This is a genomic window from Gordonia araii NBRC 100433 (genome assembly GCF_000241265.1).
GTDB classification, from domain to species: Bacteria; Actinomycetota; Actinomycetes; order Mycobacteriales; family Mycobacteriaceae; genus Gordonia; species Gordonia araii.
Genome location: NZ_BAEE01000053.1, coordinates 1 through 15,642 on the forward strand (window position 1 = coordinate 1; position 15,642 = coordinate 15,642).

General features: G+C 68.7%; 19 protein-coding genes. 2 read left to right on the forward strand and 17 right to left on the reverse strand.

Annotated elements, in window-relative coordinates; translation table 11 throughout:
- Both GOARA_RS10055 and GOARA_RS10060 read right to left on the reverse strand, forming a co-directional pair.
- The coding region (locus tag GOARA_RS10055) for an OB-fold nucleic acid binding domain-containing protein (RefSeq protein ID WP_007322250.1) at window positions 1-460 on the reverse strand (460 nt) is incomplete at its 3' end.
- 136 nt (window positions 461-596) lie between these two features.
- Window positions 597-1,064 (reverse strand): hypothetical protein, encoded by a 468-nt coding sequence (locus GOARA_RS10060; protein WP_007322251.1) that lies wholly within the window; start codon window positions 1,062-1,064, stop codon window positions 597-599.
- Between the two features lie 301 nt (window positions 1,065-1,365).
- On the opposite strand from GOARA_RS10060, the gene GOARA_RS10065 reads away from it, so the two are divergent.
- Together GOARA_RS10065 and GOARA_RS10070 are read left to right on the forward strand one after the other, a co-directional pair.
- Window positions 1,366-1,896 (forward strand): LysM peptidoglycan-binding domain-containing protein, encoded by a 531-nt coding sequence (locus GOARA_RS10065; protein ID WP_007322252.1) that lies wholly within the window; start codon window positions 1,366-1,368, stop codon window positions 1,894-1,896.
- A 107-nt stretch (window positions 1,897-2,003) separates the two neighbouring features.
- Window positions 2,004-2,699, forward strand: coding sequence for a hypothetical protein (locus GOARA_RS10070; protein WP_007322253.1), 696 nt, complete (start codon window positions 2,004-2,006; stop codon window positions 2,697-2,699).
- 19 nt (window positions 2,700-2,718) lie between these two features.
- Here GOARA_RS10070 and GOARA_RS10075 read toward each other — a convergent pair whose 3' ends face one another.
- From GOARA_RS10075 to GOARA_RS19825, 15 genes are all read right to left on the reverse strand, one after another.
- Complete coding sequence (locus GOARA_RS10075) at window positions 2,719-3,636, reverse strand: SDR family NAD(P)-dependent oxidoreductase (protein WP_040522646.1); 918 nt, start codon at window positions 3,634-3,636, stop codon at window positions 2,719-2,721.
- Window positions 3,637-3,784: 148 nt separating this feature from the next.
- Complete coding sequence (locus GOARA_RS10080) at window positions 3,785-4,432, reverse strand: TetR/AcrR family transcriptional regulator (RefSeq protein WP_007322256.1); 648 nt, start codon at window positions 4,430-4,432, stop codon at window positions 3,785-3,787.
- A gap of 24 nt (window positions 4,433-4,456) precedes the next feature.
- Window positions 4,457-5,257, reverse strand: a complete 801-nt coding sequence (locus tag GOARA_RS10085) for a type III pantothenate kinase (RefSeq protein WP_007322257.1) — start codon at window positions 5,255-5,257, stop codon at window positions 4,457-4,459.
- Entirely contained in the window at window positions 5,257-5,691 is a 435-nt protein-coding gene (panD, locus tag GOARA_RS10090; protein ID WP_007322258.1) for an aspartate 1-decarboxylase, read from the reverse strand. Before panD ends, GOARA_RS10085 begins: the two co-directional genes overlap by 1 nt.
- Before the next feature lie 13 nt (window positions 5,692-5,704).
- Window positions 5,705-6,637, reverse strand: coding sequence for a pantoate--beta-alanine ligase (gene panC / locus GOARA_RS10095; RefSeq protein WP_007322259.1), 933 nt, complete (start codon window positions 6,635-6,637; stop codon window positions 5,705-5,707).
- Window positions 6,634-7,581 (reverse strand): Rossmann-like and DUF2520 domain-containing protein, encoded by a 948-nt coding sequence (locus GOARA_RS10100; RefSeq protein WP_007322260.1) that lies wholly within the window; start codon window positions 7,579-7,581, stop codon window positions 6,634-6,636. The genes panC and GOARA_RS10100 overlap by 4 nt, the downstream gene beginning before the upstream one ends.
- Before the next feature lie 110 nt (window positions 7,582-7,691).
- Window positions 7,692-8,792: a DUF6779 domain-containing protein gene (locus GOARA_RS10105; protein ID WP_007322261.1), complete on the reverse strand. Its 1,101-nt coding sequence runs from the start codon at window positions 8,790-8,792 to the stop codon at window positions 7,692-7,694.
- A gap of 74 nt (window positions 8,793-8,866) precedes the next feature.
- Entirely contained in the window at window positions 8,867-9,397 is a 531-nt protein-coding gene (locus tag GOARA_RS10110; protein WP_007322262.1) for a DUF3180 domain-containing protein, read from the reverse strand.
- Entirely contained in the window at window positions 9,394-9,963 is a 570-nt protein-coding gene (folK, locus tag GOARA_RS10115) for a 2-amino-4-hydroxy-6-hydroxymethyldihydropteridine diphosphokinase (RefSeq protein WP_007322263.1), read from the reverse strand. The genes GOARA_RS10110 and folK overlap by 4 nt, the downstream gene beginning before the upstream one ends.
- Window positions 9,960-10,346 (reverse strand): dihydroneopterin aldolase, encoded by a 387-nt coding sequence (gene folB / locus GOARA_RS10120; RefSeq protein ID WP_007322264.1) that lies wholly within the window; start codon window positions 10,344-10,346, stop codon window positions 9,960-9,962. Before folB ends, folK begins: the two co-directional genes overlap by 4 nt.
- The gene (gene folP / locus GOARA_RS10125) at window positions 10,339-11,235 is read right to left on the reverse strand and encodes a dihydropteroate synthase (RefSeq protein WP_007322265.1); all 897 of its coding nucleotides are present in this window, start codon (window positions 11,233-11,235) and stop codon (window positions 10,339-10,341) included. Before folP ends, folB begins: the two co-directional genes overlap by 8 nt.
- A 4-nt stretch (window positions 11,236-11,239) precedes the next feature.
- On the reverse strand, window positions 11,240-11,851 hold the full coding sequence (folE, locus tag GOARA_RS10130; RefSeq protein WP_007322266.1) for a GTP cyclohydrolase I FolE: 612 nt from the start codon (window positions 11,849-11,851) through the stop codon (window positions 11,240-11,242).
- On the reverse strand, window positions 11,841-14,147 hold the full coding sequence (gene ftsH, locus GOARA_RS10135; RefSeq protein WP_040522647.1) for an ATP-dependent zinc metalloprotease FtsH: 2,307 nt from the start codon (window positions 14,145-14,147) through the stop codon (window positions 11,841-11,843). The genes folE and ftsH overlap by 11 nt, the downstream gene beginning before the upstream one ends.
- A gap of 114 nt (window positions 14,148-14,261) precedes the next feature.
- Window positions 14,262-14,828, reverse strand: a complete 567-nt coding sequence (gene hpt / locus GOARA_RS10140) for a hypoxanthine phosphoribosyltransferase (RefSeq protein WP_007322268.1) — start codon at window positions 14,826-14,828, stop codon at window positions 14,262-14,264.
- A gap of 46 nt (window positions 14,829-14,874) precedes the next feature.
- A complete protein-coding gene (locus tag GOARA_RS19825; RefSeq protein WP_050947238.1) occupies window positions 14,875-15,573 on the reverse strand; it encodes a TetR/AcrR family transcriptional regulator in 699 nt (232 codons plus the stop codon).
- Between the last annotated feature and the right edge of the window lie 69 nt (window positions 15,574-15,642).

Genomic DNA, 15,642 nt, shown 5'->3' on the forward strand with positions numbered 1-15,642 from the left:
AGATGATCTGACCGTGGACGAAGACGATGTCGCCGAGGTCGACGTCGGCCTTCCAGCGTGCCAGCGACTCCTCGCCCACCCCGTTGAAACTGACCATGACTTGCAGCTGGGTACCGTTGCCCTCCTGCAGCGTGGCGAAGCAGAGCTTGCCCTTGTTGCGCAGGAAGATGATGCGCCCGGCGATCCCGGCATCGACACCGGTTTCGGCGCCGGCCGTCAGGTGGCCGTACTCATCGCGGATCTGCGCGAGCGTGTGGGTGCGCGCCACCTCGACCGGGTAGGCGTCACGCCCGTCGGCGAGGATCCGCTCACGCTTCTCGCGCCGGATCCTCAGCTGCTCGGGCAGGTCGTTGGTCGATTCGGCCCGCTCGCTCACGCTCCCGTCGGCGTCCGGCGCGGCCGGATTCTTGGCGTCACTCACGGGTGCCAACTGTATCGGCTGGCCAAAATCCTCGGCCATTACGGTGTCAGCGCGGGTTCGCGTTCCGCCCGCCGATCGTGCCCAGTTTCGTGCCCACCGTGCCCTAGATTCCGCCCACCGTGCCCAGAATCTCACCGACCGTGCCCAGAATCTCACGGTCGGCGCGGGCCGGTCCCTATTGCTGGTGTTCGGAGATCATCGCCAGCTCGTCGTCGGCCAGTTCGCCGTTGAGCTGGTGGCGGCGCAACGCGTCGTGACCGCCGGCGAGGAAGACCGCACCACTCACGCCGCGCGCCTGCAGGTGCCAGGCCAGCCATTCGGCGTCGTCCCCGTCGTCGGAGATCAGCAGCCACCGGGCGTCGGCGGTAGCGACGCGGAGCGACTCGCCGGAGCCGGGCGTCAATCGCTCGAGAGCAGCGAGCGGTTCGAGGGCGAGGGCGCCGTGGATGGCGCCGGTCGCGTTGCGGCGCGACTGGGTGCGGATGTCGACGGCCCGCAGGCCGGTGTTCAGCGCGGCACGGAAGTCACGTGCCGGAACCGAGAGCTGAGTGCCCGCGGCAGGAGCCTGGATCGGCGCGGCCGGGACGGTGGTCGCGGGCGCGGCAGCGGTCACGACGGTGGCAGAGATGGTTGCGGTGGTCATCGGAAGACCTTTCGGGGGTGATCGCTCAAGCCGTTAGGGCGAGCAGAAGCGGATTTGTCGGTGGACGGAACTCAGGGCCGGCGCCAAAGAGGCGGCTCAGCCCTGACAACACTTCCGACAACGCTTGATCACGACAACCAGTCTGCCATGACCCCAGGCTCGCACTCAACATTTTCGCGCTCCCGCGCGCAAAATCCACGTGAATTCACTACCGGTTCACCCGACTGCACGGGTTCGTGGCTAAGGTGGATCGGGCATCGTGCAACGCACGGCTGTACAACCGATCTGAAGGTGGATTTACATGAGTGACACTCTCAACGCGGGTGACCGTTTGGGCACCGGCCAGTCCCTGACCTCGGCGAACGGCGCATACACGCTGACGCTGCAGGACGACGGCAACCTGGTGCTCAACGATGGCGGCACCGCCGTGTGGTCGACCAAGACCAACGGCAAGGGCGTCGTGCGCGCGACTGTCCAGGAGGACGGCAACTTCGTCCTGTACAACGGTTCCGACGAGGGCGTCTGGTCGACCAAGACCTCCGGTGCCGGCGCGCGCCTGGTCCTGCAGGACGACCGCAACGTGGTCCTCTACGTCGGCGACAACGGCGAGTGGAGCTCGAAGACCGTGACCGACAATCCGGTCGCCGCTCCGGTCTCCAACGAGCCGGCTCCCGCCCCGAAGAAGACCTACACGGTCGTCGCGGGCGACACCCTGTTCGCCATCGCCGAGCGCTTCCTGGGCGACGGCAACCGCTACCCGGAGCTCGCGAAGGCCAACGGCATCGCGAACCCGGACCTGATCAACGTCGGACAGGTCATCACCATCCCGTAAGGGAGACCGACACCCTGATCCAGTCGAACCCCGCACCGATTCAGATCGGTGTGGGGTTCGTCCTTTCCGGTGGGCCTGCCACACACCTTTGGATCTAAGGTTGCGCCATGGCACAACCCGGTTCCGGCTCGCCCGATCAATTCGTCCCGCCTCCGACGCAAGCGGCACCAATGTCACCGTGGCAGTCCACGCCGACATCGTGCTTCCCGACCGGTCCCGTGCCCAGTCGTGGCGTCGTGTGGGGTGTCATCGTCGTGGCGACCTTCTACTTCCTCGCGATGCTTGCGCGAGGAGTCGCGATTTCGTTGTCACAGACGTCGTCTCGCCAGGTGACGGACATCGTCGCAAGTTCGGTGCAGTTCGTGGCGTTCGCCGCAACCGCATTACTGATGATCGCGGCCGCGAACACCACCCTGCGCGGTCGTGTCGCCACGATCATCTGCTCCGTCGCCACGACTTGCCTGGCCGTCGTGTACCTAGCAATGTTCGTCGCGAGCTCGATGAACGCGATCACTCTGACGGCCGGTCGTTATCGCGTGGTGATCGGACTTCTCGTGACGGCGCTGCTCACCACGTGGTTCGTCGCTCGACGGCAGAATCTCCTCACGCTCATCCTCGCTCCGCTCGGCGGTGTGCTGGCGGCATTCACCGAGAAGATGACAACCGAGACGCTCGTCCCCTACACGACGTCCACGTTCCTGCAGCTCACTACGTATGTGGCGGCGATCGGAATCGTTGTACTCGTCGTCGTGGGCATCGCGTGGCTCGCCGTCGCCCTGGACAAGGCCCTGGCACGCGCTTGACGTCGTTCGCGATGCGCCCCTACGCGGTAAGGCGTTCGAGCGTCTCCCAAAGCTGCCGTTCGCGCTTCTCGTCGTAGGATTCGCTCGACGACGGCACCACCCGATTGCGATCGATGTAGCCGCCAGACGGCACGTCGATCCGACCGAGCACCGCGTCGGCGAGGTGCTTTCCGGCCGCACGCTGACCGGTGGCCAACGGCGTGAGAGTCATCAGCGGCAGAATCCGGCGAACCGCAAACCGAGAGAGGGCTCCGGCGTTGCGGGCAAGACCGGTTCCCGGCACGAATCCAGGGTTGTAGCCGACTATGTCGACTCCCTCCGGCAGCCGACGCGCGTACTCGTGAACGAGGTAGATGGCCGCGAGCTTGCTGGTCGAGTAGGCCGTACGTCCCGCAGACACCGATTCAGGCCTGTCGAACGTCCGGATCGACGCCAGACGCGCCGGGTCCTCCGGCCATGCCGGCCCCGGGACCATGCCCATGTTGTGCCTGAAATCGCCGAAATGCGTGTCGCTGACCGTGATGACAATGCGAGACCGCGGTCGTAGGTGCGGCCGCAGCTCTTCGATGAGGACGTAGTTCGCGAGCACGTTCACGGCGAACGTCTCCTCCAGCCCCTCATCGGTTTCGGTGGTGTCGTCGACGTGCTGAATTCCCGCGTTCCCGACGATCGCACTCAGTGGGGGTAGATCACCCGCCGCCACGGCGTCGGCGACTGCACGTGCCGCACCCAGCACGCTGGACATCGACGAGAGGTCTGCTGGAATCGACAAGACGCCGGCCCCCTGCGCGCGCAGTTGTTGCGCCAGAGCCGATCCCGCCGGGTCACGCGCGAGAAGAACGAAACGTGTACCGGGCTCGGTCTGGGCCACAAGGTGCCGCAGGGCGACTTCTCCGATGCCGCGTGTGGCTCCCGTCAGAACAATCGTGTTTGGCACCGTTCCAGCTCCCCTCGGTGTATTCCTGTAATGATTACTACATTAAGGTCAGGGATTTACGCCGTCAACTGGGCACGGTCGGCGTGGATCTGGGCACGCTCGGCGTGGATCTGGGCACGCTCGGCGTGGATCTGGGCACGCTCGGCGTCTACCGGGGTGGCAGCAGGCGCTCTATCAGGGCTACGAGCGCGTGAGCGTGGAGCTCGAAGAGCCAGTGCATATCGACTCCGTGCGCATCAGGTTCGTGCACATCAGATCCGTCGCCGTCACTGATCTCGCGCGCTATGAACAGCCCGTCGGCGCCCGCCATCGCATAGACGGCAAGGTGGTCCAGCGCCTGGTCGTCGAGCTCGGGGAAGTTGTCGGCCAGCGCGCCGCGCACGGCGTCGAGCGCCGTGGCCCGCACGCGGAGGAAGACCTCGCGCGCCCGGGCTTCGACCGGGCGACGCTCCAACGCGAGCATCAGTCCGAGACGCAGGAAATCGGGTGCCTCCGCTTGCGCCCGCCCAACCTGCAACGTCGCGTCGATCAGCCGCTGACGCACCGACCCTCCGTCGGGAATCGTCCACGCGCCGAGCCACCGGCCGAAACTGCGGTCGATCACCGCTGCGATCAGGTCATCCTTGTTGGCGAAGTGCCAGTAGATCGAGCTGGCGGGCAAACCGCAGCGCTTGCTCACCAGCGCGATGCTCGTGCCGTCGTAGCCTCGTTCGCCGGCGATCTCGGTGGCGGCATCCAGTATCCGCGACCGCGACGCTTCACCGTTGGCGCGCGTGCGCCGCCTCTCCTCAGCCATCGGCGACCCGGTTCACGACGAACGTCAACGGCTCTTGCCCGCTTTGACCCGCTCGTACACGCGGCGCAGACCGTCGAGCGTGAGGTAGCTGTGGTGGTCGGTGATCGTCTCGCATTCGTTCACCATCAGCGGCGCCAGATATCCCGTCGCGACGACCCGCACGTCGTCGCCGTCGAAGCCGTCCACCTCGTCGCGGATCCGGTCGACCAGACCGTCGACCTGCCCGGCGAAGCCGAACAAGATTCCCGACTGCAGCGCTTCCACGGTGTTCTTCCCGACGACGCTGCGCGGCGGTCGCAGTTCGACCCGGCGCACCGTCACGGTGTGCTCGCTCAGCGCGTCGACCGCCAGGTTCACGCCGGGCGCGATCGCGCCGCCCAGGAATTCACCCTTGGCCGAGACCGCGTCGACGACGGTGGCCGTGCCGAAGGCCACGACGATGCAGGGCGAACCGCCGAAGTTGCCGCTGGCCGCGACGGCGTTGGCGACGCGGTCGGTCCCCACCTCTTTCGGGTTGTCCACCAGCAGCGGCACCCCGGTCCGCACGCCGGGTTCCAGCAGCACGTGCGGGCCGGCGCCGAAGTACTTGTCGACCATCACCCGCAGCTCCCGCAGCAGCGACGGAACGGTCGAGAGCGCGGCAACGGAGGTCACCTGCTCCAGGTCCGACCCGAGCAGCCCGCGGATCAGGAGTTCGATCTCGTCGGCGGTCAGATACGGGTCGGTGTGGATGCGCCAGTCGCGCACCAGCGTCGCGTGGTCGCCGGCTCCGGCGAACACCCCGAGGTGGATATTGGTGTTGCCGACGGCCGCGGTGAGCAGCATCAGGCCAGCGACGCGATCAGGTCGTTGCGGCCCCGGGGATCCTTGAGGCCGGACCCGGCCGGGACGTCGGCGGGATCGGTCCCCTCGGTGAGCACGCGGTTGTTCTCGTCGACGAACACCACCGCCGGCGAGTAGTCGCGCACCTCCTCCGGGCTCATCACGCCGTAGGCGATGATGATGACCAGGTCGCCGGGGTGCACGAGGTGCGCGGCGGCCCCGTTGATGCCGATAACGCCGGTGCCGCGCTCGCCGGCGATCACGTAGGTCTCCAGGCGGTTGCCGTTGTCGATGTCGACGATGCAGACCTGCTCGCCTTCGAGGAGGTCGGCGGCGTCGAGGAGATCGGCGTCGATGGTCACCGAGCCGACGTAGTGCAGGTCGGCCTGGGTCACCGTCGCCCGGTGGATCTTGGACTTCATCATGGTGCGGAACATGGGATTTCCTTTGTCAGCGGTCTGGGGAGGGCTGGGCGGATAGCGGAACGGGTTCGGGGTCGTCGGTGCGGGAGATCCCGATCGCGACGCCGACGTTGTCGAGGAGCCGGGTCGTGCCGAGTCGCGCGGCCACGAGCAACCGTCCGTCCCCGCGTTCCGGGGGCGGACCGAGGTCGCGGCCGCGCAGCTCCAGATAGTCGACGACGATCTCCGGGCACCCGTCGAGCACGCCGCGCGCGGCGGTCAGGATGGCCTCGGCACCGGCGGGTGCGGCGTGCGAGCCGGCGGTCAGGGCCGCCGACAGCGCCGTCGCCAGCTCACGCTGCCGCGGATCGAGGTAGCGGTTGCGCGAGGACATCGCGAGCCCGTCGGCCTCGCGGACCGTCGGGACGCCGACGATCTCGACCCCCACGTTCAAGTCGGTGACCATCTGCTGGATCAGCACCAGCTGCTGATAGTCCTTCTCGCCGAAGTACGCGGCGTGCGGCGCCACGATCGACAGCAGTTTCGCGACGACGGTGAGCATGCCGATGAAGTGCGTCGGCCTCGACTGCGCCTCGAGGATCTCACCGGCCGGGCCGGGGTGGATCGTGGTGCGGCGCCCGTTGGGGTACATGCCGGCGTCGGTGGGCGCGAACACCAGCTCGACGCCGAGGGCGCGCAGCTTCGCGCAGTCCTCGTCGAACGTCCGCGGATAGGCGTCGAGATCCTCGCCGGCCCCGAACTGCAGCGGATTGACGTAGATCGACACCACGACGACGGTGTTGCCCGCCTTGCGGGCCTCCCGCACGAGGGTCAGGTGCCCCTCGTGCAACGCGCCCATGGTCGGCACCAGAACGACGCGCTTGCCTGTTCCGCGCAGCGCCGCCGTCACACGGCTCATCGTCGCGGGATCGCGGTGCACGGTCAGTTCGCCTGGCACGAAAGCGGTGGCCAAGTCGGTCATGACGCCTCCCCGAGGACCCGGTCCAGCTCCGGCGAGCGGGCAACGAGGGCGGCGGCCCGACGGGCCTGGGCGAGGTAGGAGTCGACGATGGGCGCGTCGGCGGGCGGGGCCGTCGACGACCAGTCGCGCAGGGCGGCCAGATGAGCCGCGACGGCGTCGGCGTCACCGCGGGCCACCGGGCCGGTCAACGCGGACGGCCCCAGCTCCAGCACATTGCCCAACGCTGCCGTCACCAGCGGCGCCAGCATCTCCTGCGCGGCGCGCAGCGGCGACTGCGTGCCGTCGGCATCGGCCCGCTCGATCGATGAGCGCAGCAGCGTCACCGCGTCGCTGACGAGGGCGACGAGGTGATTCGCGCCGTGGGCCAGGGCCGCGTGGTAGAGCGTTCGGTCGGCTTCGGCGATGCGCACCGGCTGGCCGCCGATCTCGTAGACGAGGGACGCGCCGACGGTGTGTCCGACCTCGTCGGCCGCGGTCACCGCGAAACACGCCGATCGCAGCCGCTCGGTGTCTTCCGGGCCGCCGACGAAGGTCATCGCCGGATGCAGCGCCAGCCCGAGCGCGCCGCGCGTAGTCAGCGGGGCGAGAACACCGACCCCGTGCGCGCCGGCGACGTGCACGACGATCGAACCCGGCCGGACCGCGCCGCTGTCGGCGAGTTCGGCGACGACGGCGGGCAGCACGTCGTCGGGGACGGCGAGGATGAGCAGTTCGCTGCGCGCCGCGACATCGGCGGCATTGTCGAAGATGAGGGAATCGGGTAGCCGCTGCTCCACCCGCTCGCGCGACTGGGCGGATCGGGCGACGACGGCGCCGACGATGTGCCCGACGGATTCCAGGGCCTGGGCCAGCGCGGTTCCGACGCGACCGGCGGAAACGAGGCCCACGGCCAATCGCGCGGGAGCCGACGGGTCGGCAACGCCCAACAGCGGTGAATCGGTCACCGTGGATCCTCCAGTGTCGTTCCAGTCCCACCACCGACGGCGGGTACCAGACGTTTACGTTTCGAGGATAGTGCGGCTGTGCGAGCAGTGGCTACGCCGTGTGACCGGCTTCACCCGCGGCGCGGATCGACGCCCGTCTGACTTTGGCGCAGCTGGTTGAGGAGTTCGGCGGCCGAGATGCCCTGTTCGTGCTGTCCGCCCTCGGCCCGGCGGCCCTCGGCCCGGCGCCGGCCACCGCCGCCGGACTCCTCGGCCGGCTCGTCGGTCTCGGCGTCCTCCGACTCCAGCTCGGCGGCGTACGACTCCATCTCGCCGGTGTCGGTGAACGGGTCGTGCGGTTCGCCTGCGATGTGGTCGCGGCGTTCGGCATCGGGCTGCTCGGCGGTGGGAGCCGGGTACGGCCACGCCTGCGCCGGTTGCTCCGGGGCACCGAACTGGGCGCCCTGCTGGTCGTCGGCGCCGAAACCGGCGGCGCGCGACGGCGTGACCCACGATTCGGTGGGCGGGTCGGACGGTTCCTGGACCGCCGTGAACTCGTCGTGCGTGGCCGCGTACTCGTCGAGACCCGGCGCCGGTTCGTCCTCGACGACGGGGATGATCTCGGTCCAGTCGTCGCGCCCGCCTTGCGGAGGCGGCGGCGGGTAGTGCCGGCCGTCGGGCGTCGGCGGCGCGGTCGACGCGAAGTCGGTCGCGGCCAGGACGCTGTCGTCGGGCTCGTACGTGGGCATCGACGACGCGAGTTCGCGCAGGCGCTCGTTGGGCAGCGCGACGCGGTCCTCGGGAAGCGGTTGCCCGATCAGAGCTTCCAGGCTGGCTCGCAAAGCGGCGACCTGGGCCTGTAGCTCCTGGAGGTCGTGACTCGCCTCTTCGGCGACCTCGCGCCGGATCTGCGCCTCGACGTCCATCTCGTATTGACGTCTGGCGGAGATCTCGCGCTCGAGCTGCAGTTCGTACACGAGCCTCATGTCGCGGCTCTTCGATTCCGCGATCTCTGCCTGCCTGCGGTACCTGGTGACGCCGATTGCTCCGATCACGGCCGCCCACAGCGCCGAGATGACCGCGATCGATGCGGGCACGGAGAGCTGATCGCTCCAGATCATCATCGCGCTGGCAACCAGCGCGAGCACGATGAGCAGGCCGAGTAGCCACTGGCCCGCACCGCGCTGCGGCGCAGCGGTGCGCGCGTCGGCAGACCGACTGTTCCTCGCCATAGTCGTGAACTTACCTGTCTATCGTGGATAAACGGCTCAACCTACACCGGAGCGTCACATTTAACGCCCGGGCCTCAAGCGGCGTCGGGATTGGGCACCTGGCCGTCTTCGGTCGGATCGTCGGGGGCACGGCAGCTTTGCTCGAGCCAGAGTGCGGCTGCGACAAGTGCTATCCCCCCGATAACTCCGACGATGGTACCGGGCTTGCTGGCATCGGCGCTGGCCACGTCGTCCAGGTGGAACAGGTAGGCGGTGATCGCACCCCATCCGCCCGCCGCGATCGCACCCAGGATCGCCGAGGCCTTGGCGAGCGCGACCAGGCGCGCGACCGTCACCGGGTGCAGCTGTTGGCGCGCCTGCCCGATCTCGTTCTCGGCCACGCGCCGTCGCACCAGTAGCCCGGCCGTCGCCTCGAGCGCCGCCAACACCAGCAGGAAGGCGCTGGTGTACCAGCGGATCGTCGGGAAGTCGCGAAAGTTGAACGCGATGAACACCCAGGCCAGGACGGCCGCCGCCAACGCCAGAAGCGCCAGGTCGCGGATCCGCGTCGGCCCCAGCTGGCCGTCGGGTCCGCCGTGTCCGCCGGGCGGCGGGACCGCGTTCACCGCTTCTCCCCCGCGTCGGTGCGGATCGACCGGCTCACTGGAAGGGCGACGTCGAGCCGCGAGATCGCCGCCCGCTCGTCGGGGTCCAGCCCGGCCACCAGATCGGCGACCGGGACCGAGCCGCCGTCGGGCAGGTCGAGGCGCGCGTCGGGGTCGACGGCCAGCCACGGAATGAGGACGAAGCCGCGCTCGTGTGCTCTGGGGTGCGGCAGCGTCAGCTCGTCGGTCGCGCTGAACACCGGATGTCCGGCGGTGTCGCGGACCGCGATGACATCGACGTCGAGCGTGCGCGGACCCCAGCGGATGTCGCGACGGCGATCGGCGGCGGTTTCCAGCTCGGCCCCGCGACGCAGCCAGGAAAGGGCGTCGCGGTCCCCCGCGACGATCAGTGTGATGTTGTAGAAGTCGTCCTGCTCGACTCCGCCCCACGGCGGGGTCGCGTAGACCGGCGACACCGCCCGGATCTCGTCGCCGGCCGAGACGAAACCGTCGATGACGCCGGCCAGATGCGCCAGCCGGTCGCCGATATTCGATCCGGCCGACAGCACCGCCACGCTGCCGGTCAACCGAGACCCCGGGCGAGCATGGTCTTGCGGGAGCGGCGCGTCACCACCGCGACGTCGGCGAAGGTCAGCGGGATCGGCGCCGACGGCTTGTGCACGGTGACCTCGACGGCGTGGAGCCGCTCGTCGGCCATCACCGCCTCGGCGATGTCGGAGCCGACCTTCTCGATCAGATTGCACGGCTGCCCGGCGACGATGTCGTGGACCACCTGGGCTAGCTCGCCGTAGTCGAGGGTGTCGGCCAGGTCGTCGGAATCGGCGGCGACCGAGAGGTCGAGCCAGACCGATACGTCGATGACGAAGTCCTGACCGTCACGTCGTTCGTGGTCGAAGACCCCGTGGTTTCCGCGGACGGTGAGCCCGCGCAACTCGATCCGGTCAGCCATCGGCTGCTCCCCTCGTCTCAACGGTCCGGTCGGCTCCGGTCCAGGCCTGGGCGACGCGGATCGCGTCGCGGCTGGCCGCGGCATCGTGCACTCGTACGCCCCACACACCGGCCGCGGCGGCCAGCGCCGATACCGCTGCCGTCGCGACTTCGCGGCCGGCCGGCGACCGGTCGACACCGTCGCGAGCGAGCAGCGTGCCCAGAAAACGTTTGCGGGACGCGCCGACGAGAACCGGAAACCCGAGGCCGACGAGCGTCGGCAGGCCGCGCAGGAGATCCCAATTGTGCTCGGCGCTCTTCGCGAAGCCCAGTCCCGGGTCGAGGATCAGCCGGTCCGGGTCCACCCCGGCGGTCACGGCCGCGTCGACCTGGGCCAGCAACTCGCCGCTGACCTCGCCGACGACATCGCGATACGCACCGGTTTGGCCGGCGCGGTGGGTGAAGTCTTCGGGCCCGTACGGCCCGGCGCCGGCCCGCTCGGTCAACGGTCGCCAATGCATCAGGATCCACGGCAGGCCCGCGTCGGCCAGCACGCGCGCCATCGACGGATCCGCGCGGCCGCCCGAAACGTCGTTGACGTAGACGGCACCGGCCTCGATGGCCGCCGACGCCACCTCCGCGCGCATGGTGTCCACCGAGACGGCGATGCCGTCGGCGGCCAGCGCCGAGATCACCGGGACGACGCGTTGCGCCTCGACCGCCGCCTCGACGCGGTGCGCGCCCGGGCGGGTCGACTCACCGCCGACGTCGACGATGTCGGCGCCGTCGGCGGCCAGGGCGCGGGCCTGGGCGACCGCGGCGTCGACGTCGAGGAACCGGCCGCCGTCGGAGAACGAATCGGCCGTCACGTTGACCACGCCGAGGATCTTCACGCCGCCGTTTCCGTCCATCTCGTCAACGGGCGATCAGCTGCAAGGCCTCGCTGCGCGACACCGCGTTCGTCTTGAAGATCCCGCGCACGGCCGAGGTGGTGGTGCTCGACCCCGGCTTGCGGATGCCGCGCATCGCCATGCACAGGTGCTCGGCCTCGATCACGACGATGACGCCGCGCGGGTCGAGCTTGCTCATCACGGCATCGGCGATCTGGCTGGTCAACCGCTCCTGGACCTGCGGCCGCTTCGCGTACAGGTCGACGACGCGGGCCAGCTTGGACAGGCCGGTGACTCGCCCGGAGGACCCGGGGATGTAGCCGACGTGGGCCACGCCGTGGAAGGCGACCAGATGGTGCTCGCACGTGGAGTACAGCGGGATGTCTTTGACCAGGACGAGTTCCTCGTGGTTCTCGTCGAAGGTCGTCTCAAGCACCTCGTCGGGATCGGTGTAGAGCCCGGCGAACACCTCGTGAAAGGCATTGGCGACCCGCGTCGGCGTGCGCCGCAGCCCCTCCCGGTCCGGGTCTTCGCCGACGGCGATCAGCAACTCGCGCACCGCCGCCTCGGCGCGCGCTTGATCGAATCGTGCGGGCCCGGGCGTCGATGCGGGGCGCGCGGCATCCTCAGCGGTCATCGCCCTCGGACTCCGGTTGCGGTGCCTGCGGGGCCGGCCCCTGACCGTTCGGCACTTGACCGTTGGGCGGGGTCACCGGGATGCCCTGCGGCCGGCCCGGATTGTGCGGCGGCGGCGGCCAGCCCGGTGCCGACCATCCGGCCGGGGCGCCGTAGTCGCCCTGCGGCGACGCGCTGCCCGCCGGGGCCGGGTAGGCCGGCGGATAGGCGCCGGGAGCCGGCGGATACGTCCCGGGCGGGGGCGGGTACGCCGCGCCCTGGTGGGCACCGGGAGCGGGGTAACCGGTCGGCGGATAGGCCACCGGCTCGGGTTGCGGTTGCGGCTCGGGTTCCGGCGGCCACGGCTCGCCGCGCTCGATCGCCAACTCGCCCGGAGTCTTCACCGGCGGCTTGTCGCTCGGGGTCCGCCCGCCGAAGTCGTTGAAATCGGTGATGCGCTCGCGCTTGGTCACCCCGGAGAAGATTCCCTCGAGATCCTTGCGGGTCAGCGTCTCCTTCTCGAGCAGCTCGCTGGCCAGCACGTCGAGGGTGTCGCGGTACTCGGCGAGGATCGCCCACGCCTCGTTGTGCGCGGCCTCGATCAGGCGCCGCACCTCTTCGTCGATCTGTGCCGCGACCTCGTCGGAGTAATCCGATTGCGACCCCATGGACCGGCCCAGGAACGGGTCGCCCTGTTCCTGGCCGTAGCGGACCGCCCCGAGCTTGGAACTCATGCCGTACTCGGTGACCATCGCCCGGGCGATCTTGGTGGCCTGGTCGATGTCGGAGGAGGCGCCGGTCGTCGGCTCGTGGAAGACGAGTTCCTCGGCCGCGCGACCGCCCATCGCCATGACCAGGCGGGCGATCATCTCCGAGCGCGTCATCAGGTCTTTGTCCTGCTCCGGCACGGCGAGCGCGTGCCCGCCGGTGCGGCCGCGGGCCAGGATGGTGACCTTGTAGATCGGATCGAGATCCGGCATCGCCCACGCGGCCAGGGTGTGGCCCCCTTCGTGGTAGGCCACGACCTTCTTCTCGTGTTCGCTGATGATGCGGCTCTTGCGGCGCGGTCCGCCGATGACGCGGTCGACCGCCTCCTCCAGCGTCGCCGCGGTAATCGTCGTCTGGTTCTCGCGCGCGGTGAGCAGCGCGGCCTCGTTGATGACGTTGGCCAGGTCGGCGCCGGACATGCCGGGCGTCCGTTTGGCCAGACCGCCCAGGTCGACGTCGGGGGCCAGCGGCTTGCCCTTCGAGTGCACCTGCAGGATCGCCTCACGACCGCGCATGTCGGGGTTGCTGACCGGGATCTGGCGGTCGAAACGGCCCGGGCGCAGCAGGGCCGGATCGAGAATGTCGGGGCGGTTGGTGGCGGCGATCAGGATGATTCCCGACCGGTCGCCGAATCCGTCCATCTCGACGAGAAGCTGGTTGAGCGTCTGCTCCCGCTCGTCGTGCCCGCCGCCGAAGCCCGCGCCGCGCTGCCGGCCGACGGCGTCGATCTCGTCGACGAAGATGATGCAGGGGCTGTTCTGCTTGGCCTGCTCGAACAGGTCGCGCACGCGGGACGCGCCGACGCCGACGAACATCTCGACGAAGTCGGAGCCGGAGATGGTGAAGAACGGGACCCCGGCCTCGCCGGCGACCGCGCGGGCCAGCAGGGTCTTGCCGGTTCCGGGCGGTCCGTAGAGCAGCACGCCCTTGGGGATGGTGGCCCCGAGCGCCTCGTAGCGCGCGGGGTTCTGCAGGAAGTCCTTGATCTCGTAAAGCTCTTCGACGGCCTCGTCGGCACCGGCAACGTCGGCGAACGTGGTCTTGGGCATGTCTTTGGTGATCTCTTTGGCCCGCGACCGGCCGAATCCCATCACACCGCCGCGACCGCCGCCCTGCATCCGGTTCATCATGAAGATGAACAGGGCGACCAGGAGCAGCAGGGGAAGGAGCAGCGCCAGCATCTGCATCAGGACCGAGTCCTGGCGCACGTTGGTCTGGTAGCTCGCACCGGACTGCCGCACCGACTCGAAGACGAACTCCGATCCCCGTGCCGGGTACTTGGAGCTGATCTTGTCGGAGGTCTCGGACTTCGGGTTCCGAGTGTCCTTCTCCTTGAGCGGGATCGGCTTCTTGAGGACGATCCGCAGTTGCTGTTCCCGATCGTCGATCTCGACCGACTTGGCGTTCTTCACGTTGAGCTGCGTGAGGGCGTCGGAGGTGTCGACGGCGTGATATTCGCGCGAACTGTCGCGCATGAAACTCCAGCCCCACAGGGCCAGCAGGATCAAGACGAAGATCGCGACGTTGCGAAAGACTGACTTACGGTTCATGCGTGGTGCGGCGGGCCGCACAGCGCCGCCAACGTCCTTCCATCGAAGATTTCCTACCAGATTACCTGGCGACGACCGGTGGCGTCATCGGCGCCGGATCGACCGGCGGTGCCGTCAGGCCTGATAGACCGACCGTTTGAGGCGGCCGATGTAGGGCAGGTCGCGGTAGCGCTCGGCGTAGTCGAGGCCGTAGCCGACGACGAAATCGTTGGGGATGTCGAAGCCGACGTCGGCGACGTCGAGTTCGACGCGGACGGCGTCCGGTTTGCGCAGCAGGGTGCACACGCTCAACGACCGCGGCGATCGGGTGGCGAGGTTCTTCAGCAGCCACGACAGCGTGAGACCGGAGTCGATGACGTCTTCGACGATGAGGACGTCCCGGTCGGCGATGTCGCGGTCAAGGTCCTTGAGGATGCGGACGACGCCCGACGAGGAGGTCGACGAGCCGTAGCTCGACACGGCCATGAACTCCATCTGCGACGGGATGGGCAGCGCCCGGGCGAAGTCGGTCATGAACATAATCGCGCCCTTGAGAACCCCGATGAGCACGAGATCGTCCGGGGCGTCGCGGAACCGGTCGGCAACCGACTCGGCCAGTTCGGCGGTGCGCTGCTTGATCTGCTCTTCGGTGATCAAGACCGCTTCGATGTCGTCACCATAGGGATGGCTGCTCACGTCCATAGCTTGTCACGGACCCGGGGCGCCCGACCAATCAGCCCGTCGCGCGTCAGGGCGCGAGGACCCTGCGCGCGAAGCTGTGGATCGGCTCGACGATCTCGTCGAGTCCGTCGACGCCGTGGCGATGGACCTGACGGATGCACAGTTCGTTGATTCCGCCCAGCATCGCGATCAGCTCGGCTTCGGAGACGTCGGCGATCGCGATGCCCTGCTCGCGACCGCGCTCCAGGATCTGTCCGATGGCCGCGGCATAGCTCGCGACGCCTTGGATCCGTCGCTCGTTGATCGCCAGGGTCGCGCCCTGGGCCCGCAGCAGCAGCATGGTCGTGAAAGCCGGCGCGGCTTGCAGGGTCGTGAGATATCCGGAGATGAGCGGGCTCAGCAGCTCGTCGATGTCGCGCGGGTCGGCAGGTATGCCCGCCGACATGTGGGCGACCACCAGTCCGATCGCGTCGTAGGCGGAGATGAAGGCGGCCTCTTTGTCGGCGAAGTACTTGTAGAAGGACTTCTTCGAGACACCGGCTTCGGCGGCGATCTGCTCCACCGAGGTCTGCGCGAAGCCTTGTCGTGCAATGACTTCCGCGGTGGCGGCGATCAGTCGCCACCGTTGCGACTCTTCCACCTGTTCCGGCGTGAGGCCGTGCCGGTGGCGCGGCAGTGCCGCGCGCTTCTCGCTGCCGCTGATGATCGCGAGGACCTGTTCGGGGGTGAGCGCGGCGCCGGTATCGGCGGGGTCGGCATCGGTCACGCCGTTGACATTACCGCCGAAGCGGGCTTGACTCTGAATAGAGAAACGATATCGTTTCTCAAAAGTTTC

Excerpts from the sequence above, each read along its gene's own strand:
- GOARA_RS10060 (WP_007322251.1), bottom strand. The coding sequence starts at position 1,064 with ATGACCACCGCAACCATCTCTGCCACCGTCGTGACCGCTGCCGCGCCC.
- GOARA_RS10065 (WP_007322252.1), top strand. The coding sequence starts at position 1,366 with ATGAGTGACACTCTCAACGCGGGTGACCGTTTGGGCACCGGCCAGTCC.
- GOARA_RS10070 (WP_007322253.1), top strand. The coding sequence starts at position 2,004 with ATGGCACAACCCGGTTCCGGCTCGCCCGATCAATTCGTCCCGCCTCCG.
- GOARA_RS10080 (WP_007322256.1), bottom strand. The coding sequence starts at position 4,432 with ATGGCTGAGGAGAGGCGGCGCACGCGCGCCAACGGTGAAGCGTCGCGG.
- GOARA_RS10085 (WP_007322257.1), bottom strand. The coding sequence starts at position 5,257 with ATGCTGCTCACCGCGGCCGTCGGCAACACCAATATCCACCTCGGGGTG.
- panD (WP_007322258.1), bottom strand. The coding sequence starts at position 5,691 with ATGTTCCGCACCATGATGAAGTCCAAGATCCACCGGGCGACGGTGACC.
- panC (WP_007322259.1), bottom strand. The coding sequence starts at position 6,637 with ATGACCGACTTGGCCACCGCTTTCGTGCCAGGCGAACTGACCGTGCAC.
- GOARA_RS10105 (WP_007322261.1), bottom strand. The coding sequence starts at position 8,792 with ATGGCGAGGAACAGTCGGTCTGCCGACGCGCGCACCGCTGCGCCGCAG.
- folB (WP_007322264.1), bottom strand. The coding sequence starts at position 10,346 with ATGGCTGACCGGATCGAGTTGCGCGGGCTCACCGTCCGCGGAAACCAC.
- folP (WP_007322265.1), bottom strand. The coding sequence starts at position 11,235 with ATGGACGGAAACGGCGGCGTGAAGATCCTCGGCGTGGTCAACGTGACG.
- folE (WP_007322266.1), bottom strand. The coding sequence starts at position 11,851 with ATGACCGCTGAGGATGCCGCGCGCCCCGCATCGACGCCCGGGCCCGCA.
- ftsH (WP_040522647.1), bottom strand. The coding sequence starts at position 14,147 with ATGAACCGTAAGTCAGTCTTTCGCAACGTCGCGATCTTCGTCTTGATC.
- hpt (WP_007322268.1), bottom strand. The coding sequence starts at position 14,828 with ATGGACGTGAGCAGCCATCCCTATGGTGACGACATCGAAGCGGTCTTG.